The sequence below is a fragment of the Streptomyces sp. NBC_01003 genome (genome assembly GCF_045162695.1).
In the GTDB taxonomy this organism is placed as follows: Bacteria; Actinomycetota; Actinomycetes; order Streptomycetales; family Streptomycetaceae; genus Streptomyces.
This window is the reverse complement of record NZ_CP108707.1, coordinates 1,293,358-1,309,399: the sequence shown is the minus strand read 5'-3', so window position 1 is coordinate 1,309,399 and position 16,042 is coordinate 1,293,358. Positions and strand designations below refer to the sequence as shown.

14 protein-coding genes are annotated in these 16,042 nt (G+C 69.3%); 9 read left to right on the top strand and 5 right to left on the bottom strand.

Going from position 1 to position 16,042, the window contains the following annotated elements:
* Positions 1–51: 51 nt before the first annotated feature.
* From OG698_RS06140 to OG698_RS06110, 7 genes are all read left to right on the top strand, one after another.
* Positions 52–819: an NPP1 family protein gene (locus OG698_RS06140; protein WP_406101916.1), complete on the top strand. Its 768-nt coding sequence runs from the start codon at positions 52–54 to the stop codon at positions 817–819.
* A gap of 197 nt (positions 820–1,016) precedes the next feature.
* Complete coding sequence (locus tag OG698_RS06135; protein WP_406101915.1) at positions 1,017–1,781, top strand: alpha/beta hydrolase; 765 nt, start codon at positions 1,017–1,019, stop codon at positions 1,779–1,781.
* A gap of 148 nt (positions 1,782–1,929) precedes the next feature.
* Positions 1,930–2,496 carry a glycerol-3-phosphate responsive antiterminator gene (locus OG698_RS06130; RefSeq protein WP_406101914.1) on the top strand — a complete coding sequence of 189 codons (567 nt, stop codon included), beginning with the start codon at positions 1,930–1,932 and terminating at the stop codon, positions 2,494–2,496.
* A 245-nt stretch (positions 2,497–2,741) separates the two neighbouring features.
* Positions 2,742–4,043, top strand: coding sequence for a nitrate/nitrite transporter (locus OG698_RS06125; protein ID WP_406101913.1), 1,302 nt, complete (start codon positions 2,742–2,744; stop codon positions 4,041–4,043).
* Between the two features lie 107 nt (positions 4,044–4,150).
* Entirely contained in the window at positions 4,151–4,927 is a 777-nt protein-coding gene (locus OG698_RS06120; RefSeq protein WP_406101911.1) for an SDR family NAD(P)-dependent oxidoreductase, read from the top strand.
* Positions 4,928–4,985: 58 nt separating this feature from the next.
* The gene (locus OG698_RS06115; protein WP_406101910.1) at positions 4,986–6,449 is read left to right on the top strand and encodes an FAD-binding oxidoreductase; all 1,464 of its coding nucleotides are present in this window, start codon (positions 4,986–4,988) and stop codon (positions 6,447–6,449) included.
* Positions 6,450–6,519: 70 nt separating this feature from the next.
* A complete protein-coding gene (locus OG698_RS06110; RefSeq protein WP_406101908.1) occupies positions 6,520–7,950 on the top strand; it encodes an FGGY-family carbohydrate kinase in 1,431 nt (476 codons plus the stop codon).
* A gap of 131 nt (positions 7,951–8,081) precedes the next feature.
* Here the strand turns inward: OG698_RS06110 and OG698_RS06105 are convergent, their stop codons facing one another.
* Positions 8,082–8,510: a pyridoxamine 5'-phosphate oxidase family protein gene (locus OG698_RS06105; RefSeq protein ID WP_329566463.1), complete on the bottom strand. Its 429-nt coding sequence runs from the start codon at positions 8,508–8,510 to the stop codon at positions 8,082–8,084.
* A 209-nt stretch (positions 8,511–8,719) separates the two neighbouring features.
* On the opposite strand from OG698_RS06105, the gene OG698_RS06100 reads away from it, so the two are divergent.
* Positions 8,720–10,606, top strand: coding sequence for an SMI1/KNR4 family protein (locus OG698_RS06100; protein WP_406101905.1), 1,887 nt, complete (start codon positions 8,720–8,722; stop codon positions 10,604–10,606).
* 237 nt (positions 10,607–10,843) lie between these two features.
* Here the strand turns inward: OG698_RS06100 and OG698_RS06095 are convergent, their stop codons facing one another.
* Positions 10,844–11,059, bottom strand: a complete 216-nt coding sequence (locus OG698_RS06095; RefSeq protein ID WP_406101904.1) for a hypothetical protein — start codon at positions 11,057–11,059, stop codon at positions 10,844–10,846.
* Between the two features lie 14 nt (positions 11,060–11,073).
* Between OG698_RS06095 and OG698_RS06090 the strand changes: the two genes are divergently transcribed.
* Positions 11,074–11,520, top strand: a complete 447-nt coding sequence (locus OG698_RS06090; RefSeq protein WP_406101902.1) for a hypothetical protein — start codon at positions 11,074–11,076, stop codon at positions 11,518–11,520.
* Positions 11,521–11,578: 58 nt separating this feature from the next.
* Here OG698_RS06090 and OG698_RS06085 read toward each other — a convergent pair whose 3' ends face one another.
* The 3 genes from OG698_RS06085 to OG698_RS06075 form a co-directional block, all read right to left on the bottom strand.
* Positions 11,579–12,568: a phosphotransferase family protein gene (locus tag OG698_RS06085; protein ID WP_406101901.1), complete on the bottom strand. Its 990-nt coding sequence runs from the start codon at positions 12,566–12,568 to the stop codon at positions 11,579–11,581.
* Between the two features lie 97 nt (positions 12,569–12,665).
* Positions 12,666–13,223 (bottom strand): pyridoxamine 5'-phosphate oxidase family protein, encoded by a 558-nt coding sequence (locus OG698_RS06080; protein WP_406101899.1) that lies wholly within the window; start codon positions 13,221–13,223, stop codon positions 12,666–12,668.
* A gap of 81 nt (positions 13,224–13,304) precedes the next feature.
* The gene (locus OG698_RS06075; protein WP_406101897.1) at positions 13,305–16,040 is read right to left on the bottom strand and encodes a fumarate reductase/succinate dehydrogenase flavoprotein subunit; all 2,736 of its coding nucleotides are present in this window, start codon (positions 16,038–16,040) and stop codon (positions 13,305–13,307) included.
* Between the last annotated feature and the right edge of the window lie 2 nt (positions 16,041–16,042).

The following is a 16,042-nucleotide window of genomic DNA, read 5'->3' as shown; positions in this document are numbered from 1 at the left end:
AGATTCGTTCGCGTGTGCCCCACACCCCCCACGGTTCATCAGGAGGACGCAGTGAAGAAGAGCTCGCGGATCAGCAGAGCGGCACTCACCCTCGGCAGCGCCGTCGCGCTGGTCATCGTTTTCCCGGGCATCGCGCTCGCGGACCCGCCCCCGGCGCTGCCCGCCAACGCGGACGGCCTGGAGCAGACGTTCCAGCCGGCCTACGACTACGACGGTGACGGCTGCTACCCGACGCCCGCCATCGGCCCCGACGGCACCATCAACCCCGGCCTCAACCCGTCCGGGGCCGTCAACGGCCAGTGCCACGACTCCTGGGACCTCGACAGCACCAACGGATACTCCCGCTCCAAGTGCAACAACGGCTGGTGCGCCATCATGTACGGCCTGTACTTCGAGAAGGACCAGGCCGTCGCGGGCAGCGGTCTCGGCGGGCACCGCAACGACTGGGAGCACGTCGTGGTGTGGGTGCAGGACAACGAGGCCAAGTACGTCTCCACCTCGGCGCACGGCAACTTCAATGTCTACGGCCGTGACCAGATCCGCTGGGACGGCACCCACCCCAAGGCCGTCTACCACAAGGACGGCCTTGGCACGCACTGCTTCCGCCCCGCGACCGCCAACGACGAGCCGCCGGAGAACCACCGCCACACCTGGCAGTTCCCGACCCTCGTCGGCTGGAACGGCTACCCCGCGGGCCTGCGGGAGAAGCTCAGCCAGGCCGACTTCGGCAGCGCCGTCTTCGGCCTCAAGGACGGAAACTTCAACTACCACCTCGAGAAGGCCAAGCCGGCCGGCATACCGTTCGACCCCAACGCCTGAGCGGACGGCGGAAAACAGGTTGGGCCGGACGGCGGCCCGTTGGTAGCGTCCCGCCCAGGCCGTGACGTCGTGCGAGGAGGTGAGACCCATGAACGCTGTATCTGTGTGGGTGCTCCCCTCTTCGCCACGGTCGGGCGGTTGACGTAGGTCTCGCCGGGAGCGCCTCCTCCACAAGGCACTCCCGAAGGGCAACACCTATGAACTCTGTTCAATTCACCGCGCAGACATCGTCGAACGGTGTCGTGGAGCGCGACTTCACCGTGGGTGAGGTCACCGGCGCGCTCTGGTCGCCGGCCCCCGGCTCCGACCGCGCGCCGCTCGTGCTGATGGGCCACGGCGGCGGCAACCACAGGAAGTCACCGGCCATGGCCGGCCGGGCCCAGCGGCTCGTGGCGGACGGCGGCTTCCACGTCGCCACCATCGACGCACCCGGGCACGGCGGCCGCCCCCGTACGGCACACGACGAGCGCGAGATCGCCGTGATGCAGCAGGCGATGGCGGCGGGCGAACCGGTCGGCCCGATCGTCCAGCGCTACAACGCCCACCTGGCGGAGCGCGCCGTGCCGGAGTGGCAGGCGACCCTGGACGCCCTCCAGGAACTCCCGGAGATCGGCACCGACGGGCCGGTCGGCTACTTCGGCCTGAACATGGGCACCGCGATCGGGGTGCCGCTGACGGCGATCGAACCCAGGATCACCGCCGCGGTCTTCGGTCTCTTCTGGCCCGAGACCCTGGCCGGGGCGGCGAAGCAGATCACCGTTCCGATCGAGTTCGCGCTCCAGTGGGACGACGAGCACATCCCCCGCGAGTCCGGACTCGCGCTGTTCGACGCCTTCGCCTCGCAGGACAAGACGCTGCACGCCAACGCGGGCCGGCACAAGGAACTGCCCAGGTTCGAGGCCGACAGCGCGGTGCACTTCTTCGTCCGGCATCTTGGCGGGGCGGCCACGGCACCGGCGTGACCTGACTCGACCTGACGGCAGCGGCGTCCGGGCGCCGCTGCCCACCGGGCGGATCAGGGGCAGGTGGCGGCTCCCGGCGGATGGAAGTTACCCTGCGCTACGGCGCTGATCGGCGGAGATTGGCCGCCGATCCCATGGGAGGTCATTCGTGGACGTGTCACTTCCGGTCCTCCTTGAGGACCACCCGGTCGTCGCCAGTGTCATCGACGACGACGGGCTGCGCGCCGTCATGGACTCCGACTGCAAGGTCGTCTTCCTGCTCTACGGGTCCCTGCTGAACCTCCCGACGATCGTGCAGCAGCTCAAGGACAGCGGCAAGGTCGTCCTGGTCAATGTGGACCTGCTCGAAGGGTTCAGCGGCAAGGACATCGTGGTGCAGTACGTGAAGGAGCACACCTCCGCCGACGGGGTGCTCAGCTCCAAGGCGCACATGGTGCGCGCCGCCCGCGAGGTCGGCCTGTTCGCCGTCCACCGCTTCTTCCTCATCGACTCGAAGTCGTACCGCAATCTCGCGCCGCAGGTTCGCCAGTCCAAGGCCGACTGTGTGGAGATCCTGCCGGGCTGTATGCCGCGGGTCATCTCCTGGGCCGTGCAGGACATCGAGGTGCCTCTCATAGCGGGCGGGCTCGTGTGCGACCGTGAGGATGTGTTCGCCGCGCTGAAGGCAGGAGCCGCGGCCATAGCCTCGTCGAATCGTGACGTGTGGGCCATGTAGGCGTCCGGCCGTGTAAGGGAATGTGACGCCTGACTCTATTGACACTGCTGATCGGCCCTGCCTAGCATGGCGAACGCACCCGGAGTTCATGTCATGGCCACGGGCGCGACAATCAAATAAAGGTTCTGGCCCCGCGCCGGGACAGTTACTAGAGACCAGAGAACAGTAACCTCCGAACATCGGAGTTTGCTGTTCTTTTTTTGTGCCCATTTCCTGTCCACGACGAGGTGGCTGCGGTGATCCGGATGAACAAGGCCCAGAAGTGGCTGAGCTTCTTCGCGCTCTCCATGACCGGTGGAATCATTTTCCAGGTCGCCTACATCAGGTTCGTGTACCTCGAACCTACCTATGCGGCGCTGAATCTCAGCTCGCAGCAGTACGGGAACATCATCTCGGCTTTCGGTGCCGTGGCCATCGTCATGTATTTCTTCGGCGGCTGGTTCTCCGACAAGTTCTCGCCGAAACTCCTCATCGTGATTTCGCTCGTCGGAATGGGAATCGCCGACATTTATCTCGCCACCGTTCCCGGCTTCTGGGGAATCGTGGCGGCGCACATCCTGATGGCCGTCGTCGGCATGGGCCTGTACTGGTCCGCGCTGGTGAAGTCGATCAGCATACTCGGCGACTCCGGCGAGCAGGGCCGGCTCTTCGGCTTCCTCGAAGGCACCCGCGGCATCGTCTCGACGGCCATCGGCTTCATCGGCACGGCGGTCGTCTCCGCCTCCGTCGTGCCCGCGCACGGCGTCCTCACGCTGATCCGGATCTACGGCGTGCTGAGCTTCGTCTTCGCTGCGATCGTGTGGTTCGTCGTCCGCGAGGACAAGACGCGGCTCGCCGGGCTCGACTCGGCGACGGTCACCCTCAAGCAGCTCCTCACCGCGGCCCGCAACCGGTACACCTGGCTCATCGGCGGCACCGCCATGCTCATGTACTGCTTCTACACGACGCTCGGCTACTTCTCGCCGCTGCTCCAGGACAACTACGGCGTCTCCGCCTCCATGATCGCGGTCATCGGGGTCGTGCGGTCCTACGTCTTCCAGTTCGTCGCCGGACCCGCGGGCGGCGTCGTCGTGGACAAGGTGACGCGCTCCTCCGCGGTGTTCCTGCGCTGGATGTTCGCCGGCAGCGCGGTGCTCGCCGCCCTCTTCCTCGTGCTGCCGCGCACCACCGCGCTCGCCTGGCTCGCGCTCGTGATGATGTTCGTCCTGTGCGCACTGGTCTTCGCCTCGCGCGGCGTCTACTGGTCCACGGTCGGCGAGGTGGAGGTGCCTGAGCAGGAGCGCGGGGGCGTCATCGGGCTCGCCTCCGGCATCGCGTACCTTCCGGACGCGTTCCTGCCGTCCCTGTGCGCCTGGTGGATCGGCGACTCCTCGGCGAGCCCGAAGGTGCCCGAACAGGGTGGCGGCTACAGCGCGCTGTTCGTCTTCCTGCTCGCGGCCGCACTGCTCGGCCTGGTGATGACGACACTCACCGCCCACACCCGCCGGCGCGAACTCGCCGCCCGGCCCCCGGCCCCCGTCAGCGACCGCGTGCCGGCAGGGGTGTGATCGCCGGGTCCTTCGAGTCACCGCCCCGAGCGCGTAGAACGTATCCATACAAAGCTTCAGAAGATTCGTAAAGAGTCTCGAAGAGTAAGAAGATCGGCAGGCATCACATGGACATCACGGACTTCTCCCGGGACTTCTTCTCCCTCGACGGGAAGAACGCGATCGTCACCGGCGGCAACACCGGCCTCGGTCAGGCGTTCTCCCTCGCCCTCGCCAAGGCGGGCGCCAACGTCCTCGTCCCGGCGCTCGCCGACGACGGCGGCGAGACGCGCAAGCTGATCGAGGCCGAGGGCCGGCGCATGGAGTTCCTCGAGGCCGACATCACCGGCGCCGGCGTGCCCCGGCAGGTCGTCGAGACTTGCGTGGACACCCTCGGGTCGGTCGACATCCTCGTGAACTCGGCGGGCATCTGCAATCTCGCCTCCGTCGAGGAGTTCGACCGCGCCGCGTGGGACCCGATGCTGGCCGTGAACCTCACCGCGCCCTTCGAACTCGCCCACGAGGCAACGAAGTTCATGATCCCGCAGCGCTCGGGGAAGATCATCAACATCGCCTCCCTGTTCTCCTTCCTGGGCGGCCAGATGTCCCCCGCGTACGCCGCCACCAAGCACGGCATCGCCGGCTTCACCAAGGCGTACTGCGACGAGCTCGCCCAGCACAACATCCAGGTCAACGCGATCGCCCCGGGCTACTTCGCCACCAAGATCACCGAGGCGACGCGCGCCGACCGGGAGACCAACCAGCGCGTCCTCGACCACATCCCGGCCGGCCGCTGGGGCGATGTCGCCGACCTCATGGGTGCCACCGTCTTCCTCGCCAGCCGCGCCGCCGACTACGTCAACGGCCATGTCCTGACCGTCGACGGCGGCTATCTCGTCCGCTGACCCCGACCCGACACCCACTTCTCCCTCACCCCCACACGTACAAAGAAGGTTGATCCACATGGTGCAGTCCGCATCGAAGCTGAACCGAGAAGAGATCGTCGACCGCCTCACCTCCCTGGTCGGCGCGGGCGCGGTCGTCACCGACGAGCAGCAGTTGCGCGAGGCGAGCGTCGACCGCTTCAAGAAGTACCAGGCGGTGCACGGCATCTACGACGCCCCGCCGCCCGCCGCGATCGTCAACGCCACCAGTGTGGACGACGTTTCGAAGGTGCTCGCCTTCGCCGACGAGAACCGCATCAACATCGTGGCCCGCACCGGCCGCACCGGCACCGAGGGCGGCCTGGAGACGGCCGTCACCGACACGATCGTCCTCGACGGCTCGGGCCTCGACGAGATCATCAAGATCGACGAAGAGAACATGCAGGTCACCGCCGGGTGCGGCGTTCAGCTCCAGGTGCTCGAGGACACGCTGCGCGCCAAGGGCTACACGACCGGGCACTCCCCGCAGTCCAAGCCGCTCGCGCAGATGGGCGGGCTCGTCTCGACGCGCTCGATCGGTCAGTTCTCCACGCTGTACGGCGCGATCGAGGACATGGTCGTCGGTCTGGAGGCGGTCTTCCCCGACGGCACCGTCAGCCGCATCAAGAACGTCCCGCGCCGCGCGACCGGCCCGGACATCCGGCACATCGTCATCGGCAACGAGGGCGCCCTGTGCTACATCACCGAGGTCACGGTGAAGATCTTCAAGTACCAGCCGGAGAACAACGAGTTCCACGGCTTCCTCGTCGACGACATGGCGACGGGCACCGCCATCATCCGCGAGGTCGTCGTCGGCGGCTTCAAGCCGTCCGTCGTACGCGTCTACTCGCCCGAGGACGCCGGCCAGCACTTCTCGCACTTCTCGAAGGGCAAGTGCGTCGTCGTCTTCGTGGCCGAGGGCCCCAAGGGCATCGTGCGCGCCACCAGCGAGGAGATCGAGCGGGTCGCCGGTCGGCACGCGCACGAGAAGGTCGAGCCGAAGCTCATCGAGGCCTGGTTCGACAACCTCAACTGGGGCCCGGACAAGATCGAGGCGGAGAAGGAGGTCATGCGTGCCAAGGCCGAGCTCGGCTACACCACCGAGGTCTCCTGCGACTGGTCGAAGGTCACCGAGCTGTACGGCGCCGTCATGAACCGCATCCGCACCGAGTACCCGCACGCCGACGACCTCACCCTGCTCGGCGCCCACTCCTCGCACAGCTACCAGACGGGTACGAACCTCTACTTCGTCTACGACTACAAGATCAACTGTGAGCCGGAGGAGGAGATCGGCAAGTACCACGTGCCGCTCAACGCGATCATCGTCGAGGAGGCGCTGCACGTCGGCGGCTCGATGGTCCACCACCACGGCGTCGGCAAGTACCGCACCGCGTGGACGAAGCAGGAGCACGGCAGCGCTTACCACATGCTGGCCAAGCTCAAGGAGGCGTTCGACCCGAACGGGATCATGAACAAGGGAACGATCTTCCCGCTCGACGCCTGATCCCCAACTGTCGTACGGGGGGCCGTCATTGCCCGGCGGCCCCCTCCTCCCTCGCACCCCGGAGTGGGCCATGACTCGCTACTTCATCGGCATCGACAACGGCTCCCAGAGCTCGAAGGTGACCGTTTTCGACGAACACGGCCGAGCCGTCTGCGAGGGACGGCAGAGCCTGCGTCCGTACGCCACCCCGCGCCCCGGCGTCGTGGAACACCCGGACGACGACCTGTGGACGTCGATCGGAGAGGCCAGCCGCCAGGCCATGGCCGCCTTCCCCGGCGACGTGGCCGACATCGCCGGCGTCGGCCTGTGCACCATCCGCTTCTGCCGTGCCGTCCTCAAGGCCGACGGCACACTCGCCCAGCCGGTCATGAGCTGGATGGACGCGCGGGTCTCGCGCCCTTACGAACACACCCTCCCCGAGGCGCGGTACGTCACCACGTCCTCCGGCTACATCAGCCACCGCATGACCGGCGTCCTCCAGGACACCGCCGCCAACTACGCGGGCGACTCCTGGCCGTTGGACTCCGACACCTGGCAGTGGACGACCGACGACACGGCTCTCGCCAAGTCCGGTGTCCCGCGCGAGATGCTCTTCGATCTGGTGATGCCGGGCGACGTCCTCGGCACGGTGACCGCCGCCGCGGCCCGCCACACCGGTATTCCCGAGGGCCTGCCGGTCGTGGCGACCGCCAATGACAAGGCAGTTGAGGCGCTGGGCTGCGGACTGCGCTCCAGCGACACGCTTCTGGTCTCCCTCGGCACGTACGTGGCCGGCATGACCGTCGGCGACAGGAACGTGCCCGACGCCTCCGACTTCTGGACCAACTACGCCTGCATGCCGCACTCCTACCTCTACGAGAGCTTCGGCGTGCGCCGCGGCATGTGGACGGTCAGCTGGCTGCGCGACCTGCTCGGCGAGGAAGCGGTCGTGGGCGCGCGGGAGGCGGGCCTGTCCGTCGAGGACTACCTGAACGCCGAGGCCGCGAAGGTCCCGCCGGGCTGCGACGGCCTGATGACGGTGCTCGACTGGCTGGCGCCCACCGACGCCCCGTACCGCAAGGGCACGATCCTCGGCTTCGACGGCCGCCAGGGCCGCTTCCACATGTACCGCTCGATCCTCGAAGCGCTCGCCCTGTCCATCCACGCCACCGGCACGCACATGGCTGCCGAACTCGGCACCACCTACCGGCACACGGTCATCTCCGGCGGCGGCGCCGGCTCCGACCTGATGATGCAGATCTACGCCGACGTCTTCGGCGTCCCGGCCCACCGTGCCGAGGTCAACAACGCGGCGGGGCTCGGCTCCGCGATCTGCGCGGCGGTCGGACTCGGCGCGTACAAGTCGTTCGACGAGGCGATCGACGCGATGGTCCGCACTGGAGCGGAGTTCACACCCGACCGGGCCAACCACGACCTGTACCGGCGCCTCGGCGAGGTGTACCGCGACATTCGTGAGCACACGGACGGGATCTACCGGCGGTCGTACGACGTCTTCGGCTGACGGTTCCGCTTGTCACCATGGAGTGACGCCCACGGCGGGGCGCGGGTTCCGACGAGAACACGCGCCCCGCCCGTGCCGGGCCGCAACCGCGCGGGCCCGGATCGACGATGTCTGCGCCTACGCTCGTCGGGTCAGACGGAGCCGAGGTCGGCCGACAGCCAGTGCTCGGGCCGGATGTGGAAGGTGACCTGCGCGCCGTGCTCGGCGGTGGCCGTCTTCACGTATTCCTCGACCTTGTCGGCGGGCAGGTAGCGGGCCGCGAGATCGGTCAATTCCTTGACTGTGGAGGTGACTTCGGATGTCACCGGACCCTCCACGGTCACGTAGCGGACCGTGGGTCCGACACGTTCGGTCATGAGCGAGATGCGGCCCGCGGCCCTGATGGCCTTCGCCTTTGCGGAATCCCGGCCGGTCATGATCCAGAAGGTGCCGCCGGGCTCGTACCAGTACCAGATGGGGACCGTCAGTGGCGCACGGCCGGCCTCCGCGCGGGCGACGGCCAGGGCGCCGATGTGGGGTTCGGCCAGGAACGCCTCGCGCTCGTCGAGCGGAAGGGGCATAGCGTCTCCTCGTGTATGTCGATCACGTCGGGCATGTCGAGATGCAGTCTTCAACGCTGGTCGGGGGAGAGAACGGTGAACACACCGGCGGGTATTCCATCGAGACGGTCAGGCGTCAGCGAGCGCGTTCAGGGACGCGAGCGGCGGCGTAGCCCGTGCCATGGAACGGTCATGATCGACTGTCAGTGGTGGGTGTCACGATGGCGCGTATGGAGATCTTCGAGTGGGGGCCGCTGCTCAAGCGGTGGAGCGAGGAATGGCTGGAAGGGCTGGCGGCGGAGGGGCCGGAGGAGTTCGAGGAGCTGGACGAGGAGATCGTCCAGGGCCGCTGGCTGGGGTTCGGCCCGGCCGATCCGGCGGCGATGGCGGCTCTGGAGGAGCGGGTCCGGGGGCTGGGGATGGCAGTGCCGCTGCCGCCGTCCCTCCGCTCCTTCCTTGAGACGACGGACGGTTGGCGCCATGCCGGGGGCTTCGTCCATCTGCTGGCCGGAGCCGACCGCATTGCGCCGTACGGAGATCCGTACGGCCGGCAGGCGATGTACGAGGAGTATCTGGACCAGGACCCGACCGAGGAAGAAGTGCTCAGGGCCGGAATGTGGGGCCGGGCGCTGCAGCTCTCGCTCGACTCGGACATGACGGACGTGCTGCTCGACCCGGGCGATGTGGGTGGCGACGGGGAGTGGGCGGTGTACGTGTACCACGGGTGGAGTGGTGAACTGCCGGACCGGTACGACTCGTTCCGCGCGTTCATGGAGGGCATGTACAAGGAGTTCTACCGCCTGAGCGGCGGCCACGCAGGTTTCGAGAACGTGGTGACGCTGGAGCTCGACGCCAAGGTGGAGCAGGCCCGACTCGCCTGCCTGAGAGGCGAGTTGGAGGAGGCGCTCACTGTCTTCGGCGAGGCAGGGGAGCTCGGCAGGCCGCGGGCCGCCCTGCTGGCGTCACAGCTTCGGGCGCTGCTCGACGGGCACGGCTGGGTGCCGGTCGACCCGCGCATGGACGATCCGCTGTACGCGGGTGAGGTGCTGCCCCTGAAGGTGCGCGATCACCTGCGCGAGGACCGGAGAGACGACACCTTCGTGCTCGGCCCGGTGACGGAGGACTACGCGTCGGACCGGGAGCGGGCCGGTGTCGTCCTGGAGCAGATCAGGCAGTGCACGTACGAGTACACGTCGCCCGGCCCGTTCGGGCACGCGGTGGAGGAGGCCAGGGAGCTGGCGCGCTGGGGTGACACGGATGGCGCGTGGCGGGTGCTCGCGGCGGGGGTGCCGCAGTGGGAGCCGTATCGGGAGGACCACGTGGCCCCGTTCGGCCTGCTCGGGGACCCTCTGCTGGGACCGCTGATCACTCCGGAGCGGGGGCGGCAACTGCTGATGACACCCCGGGCGGGTCAGGCGGGGGTGCTGCCCGCGCCGGCCGCCACCGAGGGGGACAGGGTGCGCGACGGGCTCGCGTGGCTGACACATCGGCAAGACAGGGTTGAGCTGCGCAGGGACGCGTACCGGTTCGTTCTGGCCGAGGGCATACGCCCCGAAGAGCTGGCGGAGCGGTTCGGCACGGGCCCGCTGGAGCCGGTGGCGAGCGAGCGGGACTTCTGGGATCTCCCGTTCTCGCGGCAGCAGGATCGGCGCGGCCCCGTCGCCCGGATCGGCGCCCTCGACGGCTGGAGCTTCGCCTTCGAATCGGCCCGCTGGCCAGGCTTCGACCGTACCCGTCTGACTCACCCCGGCACCGACCTGTCGCGCGGCACCCGGGCCCTCACGGTCTGGTGGGAGCCGGGCCTGTTCCACCTCGCCTTCGCCGAGGACGGGCAGCAGCGGTACGCCTTCACGGTGCACGAGGCGGAGCGCCACCAGACAGGCGACATCCCCGTCGAGCTCTCCCCGGATCACCTGTTCCCGGACCCGGCCGGCCCCGCGGCAGACCTCTCGGACGAGAGCCGAGCGCTGGACGCGATAGCGACGGGGTTCGGGGTCTCCCTACCCGAATTCGCTCTCAACCACGGCAGATTGCCGACGCTCCCGACACGTCCGTGGCTCAGGCCGCCGGAGCCGAGGGAGGTGCAAGCGAGACTCACGTTCACACGCCACAGGTAGGGGTCGCATGGATGTGGCACCGGTTCGACGCCGGAAACGGCTTTGTGCGGGGTGGTGGGGTCTCGTACGGTCACGACCATGAACATCACGGTGGGTGACCCGCGCAGGCTCGGAGTTCCCGGGCCCGAGGCGAGGCTGCGGTTCGAGGCGGAGCCACCGGAGTCGGGGTCCGGGCCGGGGCGCAGGGTGCTCGCGGTCGACGGAAAGCCTGCCTTTGAACTCAGCTTCTGGTGTGGGTCATGCCAGTTCCTGTTCCGGCGGCTCGAGGGTGCCGATGAATCGCTGTCGTTGGAGGGTGTCCAGGAGCGCCTCGCCGGGCAGCTCCCGGACCTGGACGATGGTGTGCTCGGCGCGTTCGGCACTCTGCTGCCGGAAGGCGACTACCTTCCTTTGCTGCTCAGCGTCGAGCCACGTCTGGTCGTTCCGGGCCAGGAGGGCGACTACTTCAGCCACGAGCAGGTGGCCACGTGGGGCCTCGACGCGTTCTGGGGACTCCGGAGTACCCGCACACGCCGTACTACCGCACGTTCGAGACCGTGGTCGATGACGAAGCCCATCTCTACGAGTTCGTCGTGCCCATGGTGCCCCCGACGTGGAACGACCGGGAGCGGGTCGAGGAGTACGCCGAGCAGATGGAGCGGGGCACGGTGCCGACGGCCGTGGCCGTGTCGACCCTGGACGTGTGCCAGCCCGCGATGGACCGGTCGACCGACTACTACACGCACTGGGGGCTGACCCATTTCCTGCTCGACGGCCACCACAAGCTGGAGGCTGCGGCTTCCGCAGGGCGTCCCGTACAGCTCTTGTCGCTCCTGGCCCTCGGCGATTGCCTGGCCGCGGCCGGTGACAAGGACCGGTTGGCAGCCCTGCGCTCTCAGCCTTCCTTGATCCGCGGAACTCGACCGGCGCAGTGACTGTCGGGCCAGGCTCCGAGTCGGCAGCCCTCGCCCTTGGTGCTGTGAACAAGGCCGTTCAGGTGTGGACCAGCTCCAGCGCCTTGTTGAGGTTGTGCTCGGCGATGGCTGCCATCAGTGTCCGGTCGGGGAAGTCCCCGTCGAGCAGCCTCAGCGGGCCCGCCGTCAGCGAGAGCCGCTGGGCCAGCATGTAGAGCGCGAGCCGGTCCTCGTCCAGTCCGTCCACCCGCAGCGGCGGATAGGCGTCGTGCAGGCGGATCCGCAGGAAGACGTGCTCCCACTCGACGTCGAAATACATCAAGCCCTCGATGTCGATCACCACCGGGTTCCCGCCCGCGTCCACCAGTAGGTGGTCGGGCCCCAGTTCGCCGTGCACGACCGCGTACTCCGCGCGCGGCCGTACCGCCGCCGCGAGACTCAGCAACCGTTCCTCCAGCCGTTCGCCCGCCCGCGCGATCCGCGGATCACGCGACGCCGCCTCGGCGAGGTCCCGTAGCGCACGGTCCAGGACGACCCCCTCGCACGACGTCCCGCGCGATGTACCTCCCCCGTCGACCACGGCCACCTTGCCGTACGCGGGAGCTCGATGGCGCCGCATCGATTCCAGCGCCCCGCCGAGCCGGGCCATGACCGGTTCGGCCGCGCGTGGGTCGCGTGCGAGCAGCTGCTCCAGGTTTTCGCCCAGCAGATCCTCGACGATCGCGAGGTCGCCCGGCCAGTGAGTGCCGTCGCGGTCGAGGAGACGGATCGCCGGGACGCGGACGCCCAGCGCGTCCAGCCGCGCGTGCGCGGCCTCGAACAGGTCGAGCCCGAGACCGGGGGAGAACGGGTCGGTGAGGTCGTCGTCCCCCTCGGCCGCCGGCCAGTAGTTCTCGGCGTCGTCCCAGAGGTAGGCGATCGCCGTAGTCGCGTCGTCCATCACCAGGCGGTAGACGCCCTTCTTGCTACCGCCCGCGACGCGCTCCACCGCCTCCAGCTGTCGCCCGCCCCCCAGCGCGGCCCGCACGGCCCCGGTCAACTGATCTCGCGCCACTGTTCCGGGTGCCACAGTCCGAACCGCCTCTCCGCCTCCGCCACGACAACCCGCGCACCCTACGGGAGCATCGACGCGGAGGCGATTGGATTGCGGGCGGGGGGACTGCTGCTCAGAACGCCCAGCGCGTGTGGGAGTAGACCCCGTCGTCCCGGCCGAAGCCGTACGCCGTGGCCGGGGACACCGCGAACACCATCGCGTCCCCCTTCCGGAACGCGTCCCCGATCCCGTGGAAAGTGCCTTCGGGGGAGGTGATGTGCGCCCCGTACTTCGCCTCGTATGCCGCGATCACCTCCTCCAGCACCGCCGGATCGGCGACCGGCTCCGCCTTGCCCTCGACCACGACGTCGAGCCCTTCGGTGAGCGAGTTCCGGCCGGTGGTCAGCGCGCAGTGCCCGTGATGAGCGAGGTTCCTCGCCTTCTGCTCGCCCGGGCCGGTGGAGAAGTACAGCACCCCGTCGTGCCAGGCGGCGATCACTGGAGTGACGTGCAGGCGACCGTCGGGGCGCACCGTTGACACCCAGAAGATCTCGGCGGCCTCCAACTGCCGCTGGGCTTCCGCCCATTCGGTGGCGGTGACGTCGGCGTCACCCGGGCGTGGGTTGAGTGCGGAGCTGTAGCGGGCGTCGAGCTCGGTCGTGGGCTGCTGCGCAGGTCCCTGTGTCGGCATGGTGGATCTCCCTTCCTCTCCCGTGCAACGATCCGCCGCCCGCACGGAGATCGCGTGCCGTGGGTCAGCCACGGATGGCGGTCACGTCGTGGCGCGGGATGCGTAGGCACGGATGTCCGCGTCGGAGTCGGTGGCCGCGGTGGCGAGGGCCGCGCGGGCATCGGGGTCGGCGCGGTGGGTGAGGAGTGAGAGGACGGCGGCCTTGCGGACGTCCGCGTTCGGGTCCGCCGACACCTTGGCGAGGGCGGGAACTGCCGTGCTGGGGAGGGACGTTCGGAGGGCGGTCGCGGCGCCGGCCCGGACCTGCCAGGCGGGGTCGTCAAGCGCGGCCACCGCCCGTTCGGCATACGGGGACGGGCAGCCCGTTGCGGCCAGCGCGGTCAGCGCGGCCGCCCTGACCAGCGGGTCGGTGTCGTCGAGGAGCGGGTCGAGCGGGGCCGGTGCCGGGTCGCGCACCGCCGCGAGCCCGCGGGCCACCGAGACCCTGACCTCGCGGGCGGGGTCGGCCGTGGCAGCCGAGAGCTGAGCGGTCGCGTCCACCGAGACCAGGGCCCGGACGGCATGGACACGGACGTCGACGTCGGTGTCGGAGAGCGCGGTGGCGTACACCGATGCGTCGCCGAGCCGCAGCTCCCGCAGGACGTCAAGCGCGGCGCCCCGCACCGCCGGGTCCGTCACGCCGAGTGCCGCCCGCAGGCCGGTCCCCAACTCCGGCTCGGCGGGCAGGACTTCGACCAGCTCACGCAGGGCGCCCGCCGCGGCCTCCCGGACCTGGGGCGCGGCATCCCGCAGTCGTGCGGCGAGCGCGGGGCCGGCTCCGGTGGGCACCGTCTCGGCGAGGACGCTGACGGCGGCCGCCCGCACCGCCGGGTCGGAGTCCGCAAGGTAGGGGGAGAGGGCATCCAGGCCGGGGGACTCCTCGGCCAGGGAGAGGACACCGAGGAGGGCGGGGCTCGACGCGGGGGCCTGGGCGGCCGGGGGCGAGGGCGCCGCCGCGGCTGACGTCGCCGGGCGGGCGGCCGGAGCCACGTCCTGCTGCCCCGCCGTCGCCACCGGCACCAACGCGACCTCGCCCAGCACCCGCTCCGCCCCGGCCGCCACCGGCTCGAACTCCGGCACCGGAACGAGATACGGCTCGACCGGCCGGGCCTTGAACTCCATAGCCCCCGCACGGGACTTGTAGACGTCGAGATGGTGCAGCCACCCCGCGTCGTCCCGCTCGGGATGGTCGAGCCGCTCGTGGTACAGGCCCCAGCGCGACTCGGTCCTCGCCAGCGAGGCGCGCGCGGCCATCTCCGCGCAGTCCCGGATGAACGACACCTCCGCGCACCGCATCAGCTCATGGGCGGTCCGCGCCCCCATCCCGGCGATCTCACCCCTCATCCGCTCGAACGCCTCCACGGCCAGGGACAACTTCGCCCCGGCCTTCGGCGGCGCCACGTAGTCGTTCACGAACCGCCGCAGTTTGTACTCGACCTGTGGCTGCGGCGGCCCGTCGGGGTTGCGCAGCGGCCGGTAGACGAGTTCGTGCGCGGCAGCCAGCTGGTCGCCGGGCAGCTCACCCTCGTGGGCGCGGAACTGGGACGCGTCCGCACCCGCAAGGTCCCCGAAGACGAACGCGCCGATCATGTAGTTGTGCGGTACGCAGGCCAGGTCGCCGGCCGCGTACAGGCGGGGGACGGTGGTGCGGGCGTGGGCGTCGACCCGTACGCCGGACGCCGAGTGGCCGCCGCACAGGCCGATCTCCGAGATGTGCATCTCGATGTCATGCGTGCGGTAGTCGTGGCCGCGTCCCTCGTGGAAGGTGGCGCGCGTGGGCCGCTCGGTCGTGTGCAGGATCGACTCGACGGCGCTGATGGTCTCCTCCGGCAGATGGCTGAGCTTGAGGTACACCGGAGCACGGTCGGAGGCGAGTTCGGCCGCGAACTCGGCCATCATCTGCCCCGACCAGTAGTCCGACTCCACGAACCGCTCGCCGTGCCGGTTCACTTGATAGCCGCCGAACGGGTTCGCGACGTACGCGCACGCCGGGCCGTTGTAGTCCTTGATCAGCGGATTGATCTGGAAGCACTCGATGCCGGTGAGCGCGGCACCCGCGTGGAACGCCATCGCGTAGCCGTCGCCCGCGTTCGTAGGGTTCTCGTACGTCCCGTAGAGATAGCCGGATGCGGGCAGGCCGAGGCGGCCGCAGGCGCCGGTGGCCAGGATCACCGCCCCCGCCCGTACGGTGACGAACTCGCCCGTACGCGTGTTGAATCCAGCCGCACCGACGGCCCGGCCGTCCTCGGGACGCGTGAGCACCCGTACCGGCATCACCCGGTTCTCGATGCGGATCCGCTCGCGCATCTCGCGGCGCCGCAACTGCCGGTAGAGGACCTTCTTGACGTCTTTGCCCTCCGGCATCGGCAGCACGTACGAGCCGGAGCGGTGCACCTGGCGGACCGCGTACTCGCCGTGCTCGTCCTTCTCGAACTTCACGCCGTACGACTCCAGGCGCTTGACCATCGCGAAGCCGCGGGTCGCCGTCTGGCGCACGGTGGACTGGTCGACGATGCCGTCGTTGGCGCGGGTGATCTCGGCGACGTAGTCGTCCGGTTCGGCCCGGCCCGGGATGACCGCGTTGTTGACGCCGTCCATGCCCATGGCGAGCGCGCCGGAGTGCCGTACGTGTGCTTTCTCCAGGAGCAGTACGTCCGCGCCGTGTTCGGCGGCGGTCAGGGCGGCCATGGTGCCCGCGGTGCCGCCGCCGATGACGAGGACGTCGCAGGAGAGTTCGGTCGCGTCGGAGAGGGCGGGGATGGCCAGGGGGGTGTCCACGG

What these genes read in the sequence shown, in the direction of transcription:
- OG698_RS06135 (WP_406101915.1), top strand. Translation starts at nt 1,017, where the DNA reads ATGAACTCTGTTCAATTCACCGCGCAGACATCGTCGAACGGTGTCGTG.
- OG698_RS06125 (WP_406101913.1), top strand. Translation starts at nt 2,742, where the DNA reads ATGAACAAGGCCCAGAAGTGGCTGAGCTTCTTCGCGCTCTCCATGACC.
- OG698_RS06120 (WP_406101911.1), top strand. Translation starts at nt 4,151, where the DNA reads ATGGACATCACGGACTTCTCCCGGGACTTCTTCTCCCTCGACGGGAAG.
- OG698_RS06115 (WP_406101910.1), top strand. Translation starts at nt 4,986, where the DNA reads ATGGTGCAGTCCGCATCGAAGCTGAACCGAGAAGAGATCGTCGACCGC.
- OG698_RS06110 (WP_406101908.1), top strand. Translation starts at nt 6,520, where the DNA reads ATGACTCGCTACTTCATCGGCATCGACAACGGCTCCCAGAGCTCGAAG.
- OG698_RS06105 (WP_329566463.1), bottom strand. Translation starts at nt 8,510, where the DNA reads ATGCCCCTTCCGCTCGACGAGCGCGAGGCGTTCCTGGCCGAACCCCAC.
- OG698_RS06100 (WP_406101905.1), top strand. Translation starts at nt 8,720, where the DNA reads ATGGAGATCTTCGAGTGGGGGCCGCTGCTCAAGCGGTGGAGCGAGGAA.
- OG698_RS06080 (WP_406101899.1), bottom strand. Translation starts at nt 13,223, where the DNA reads ATGCCGACACAGGGACCTGCGCAGCAGCCCACGACCGAGCTCGACGCC.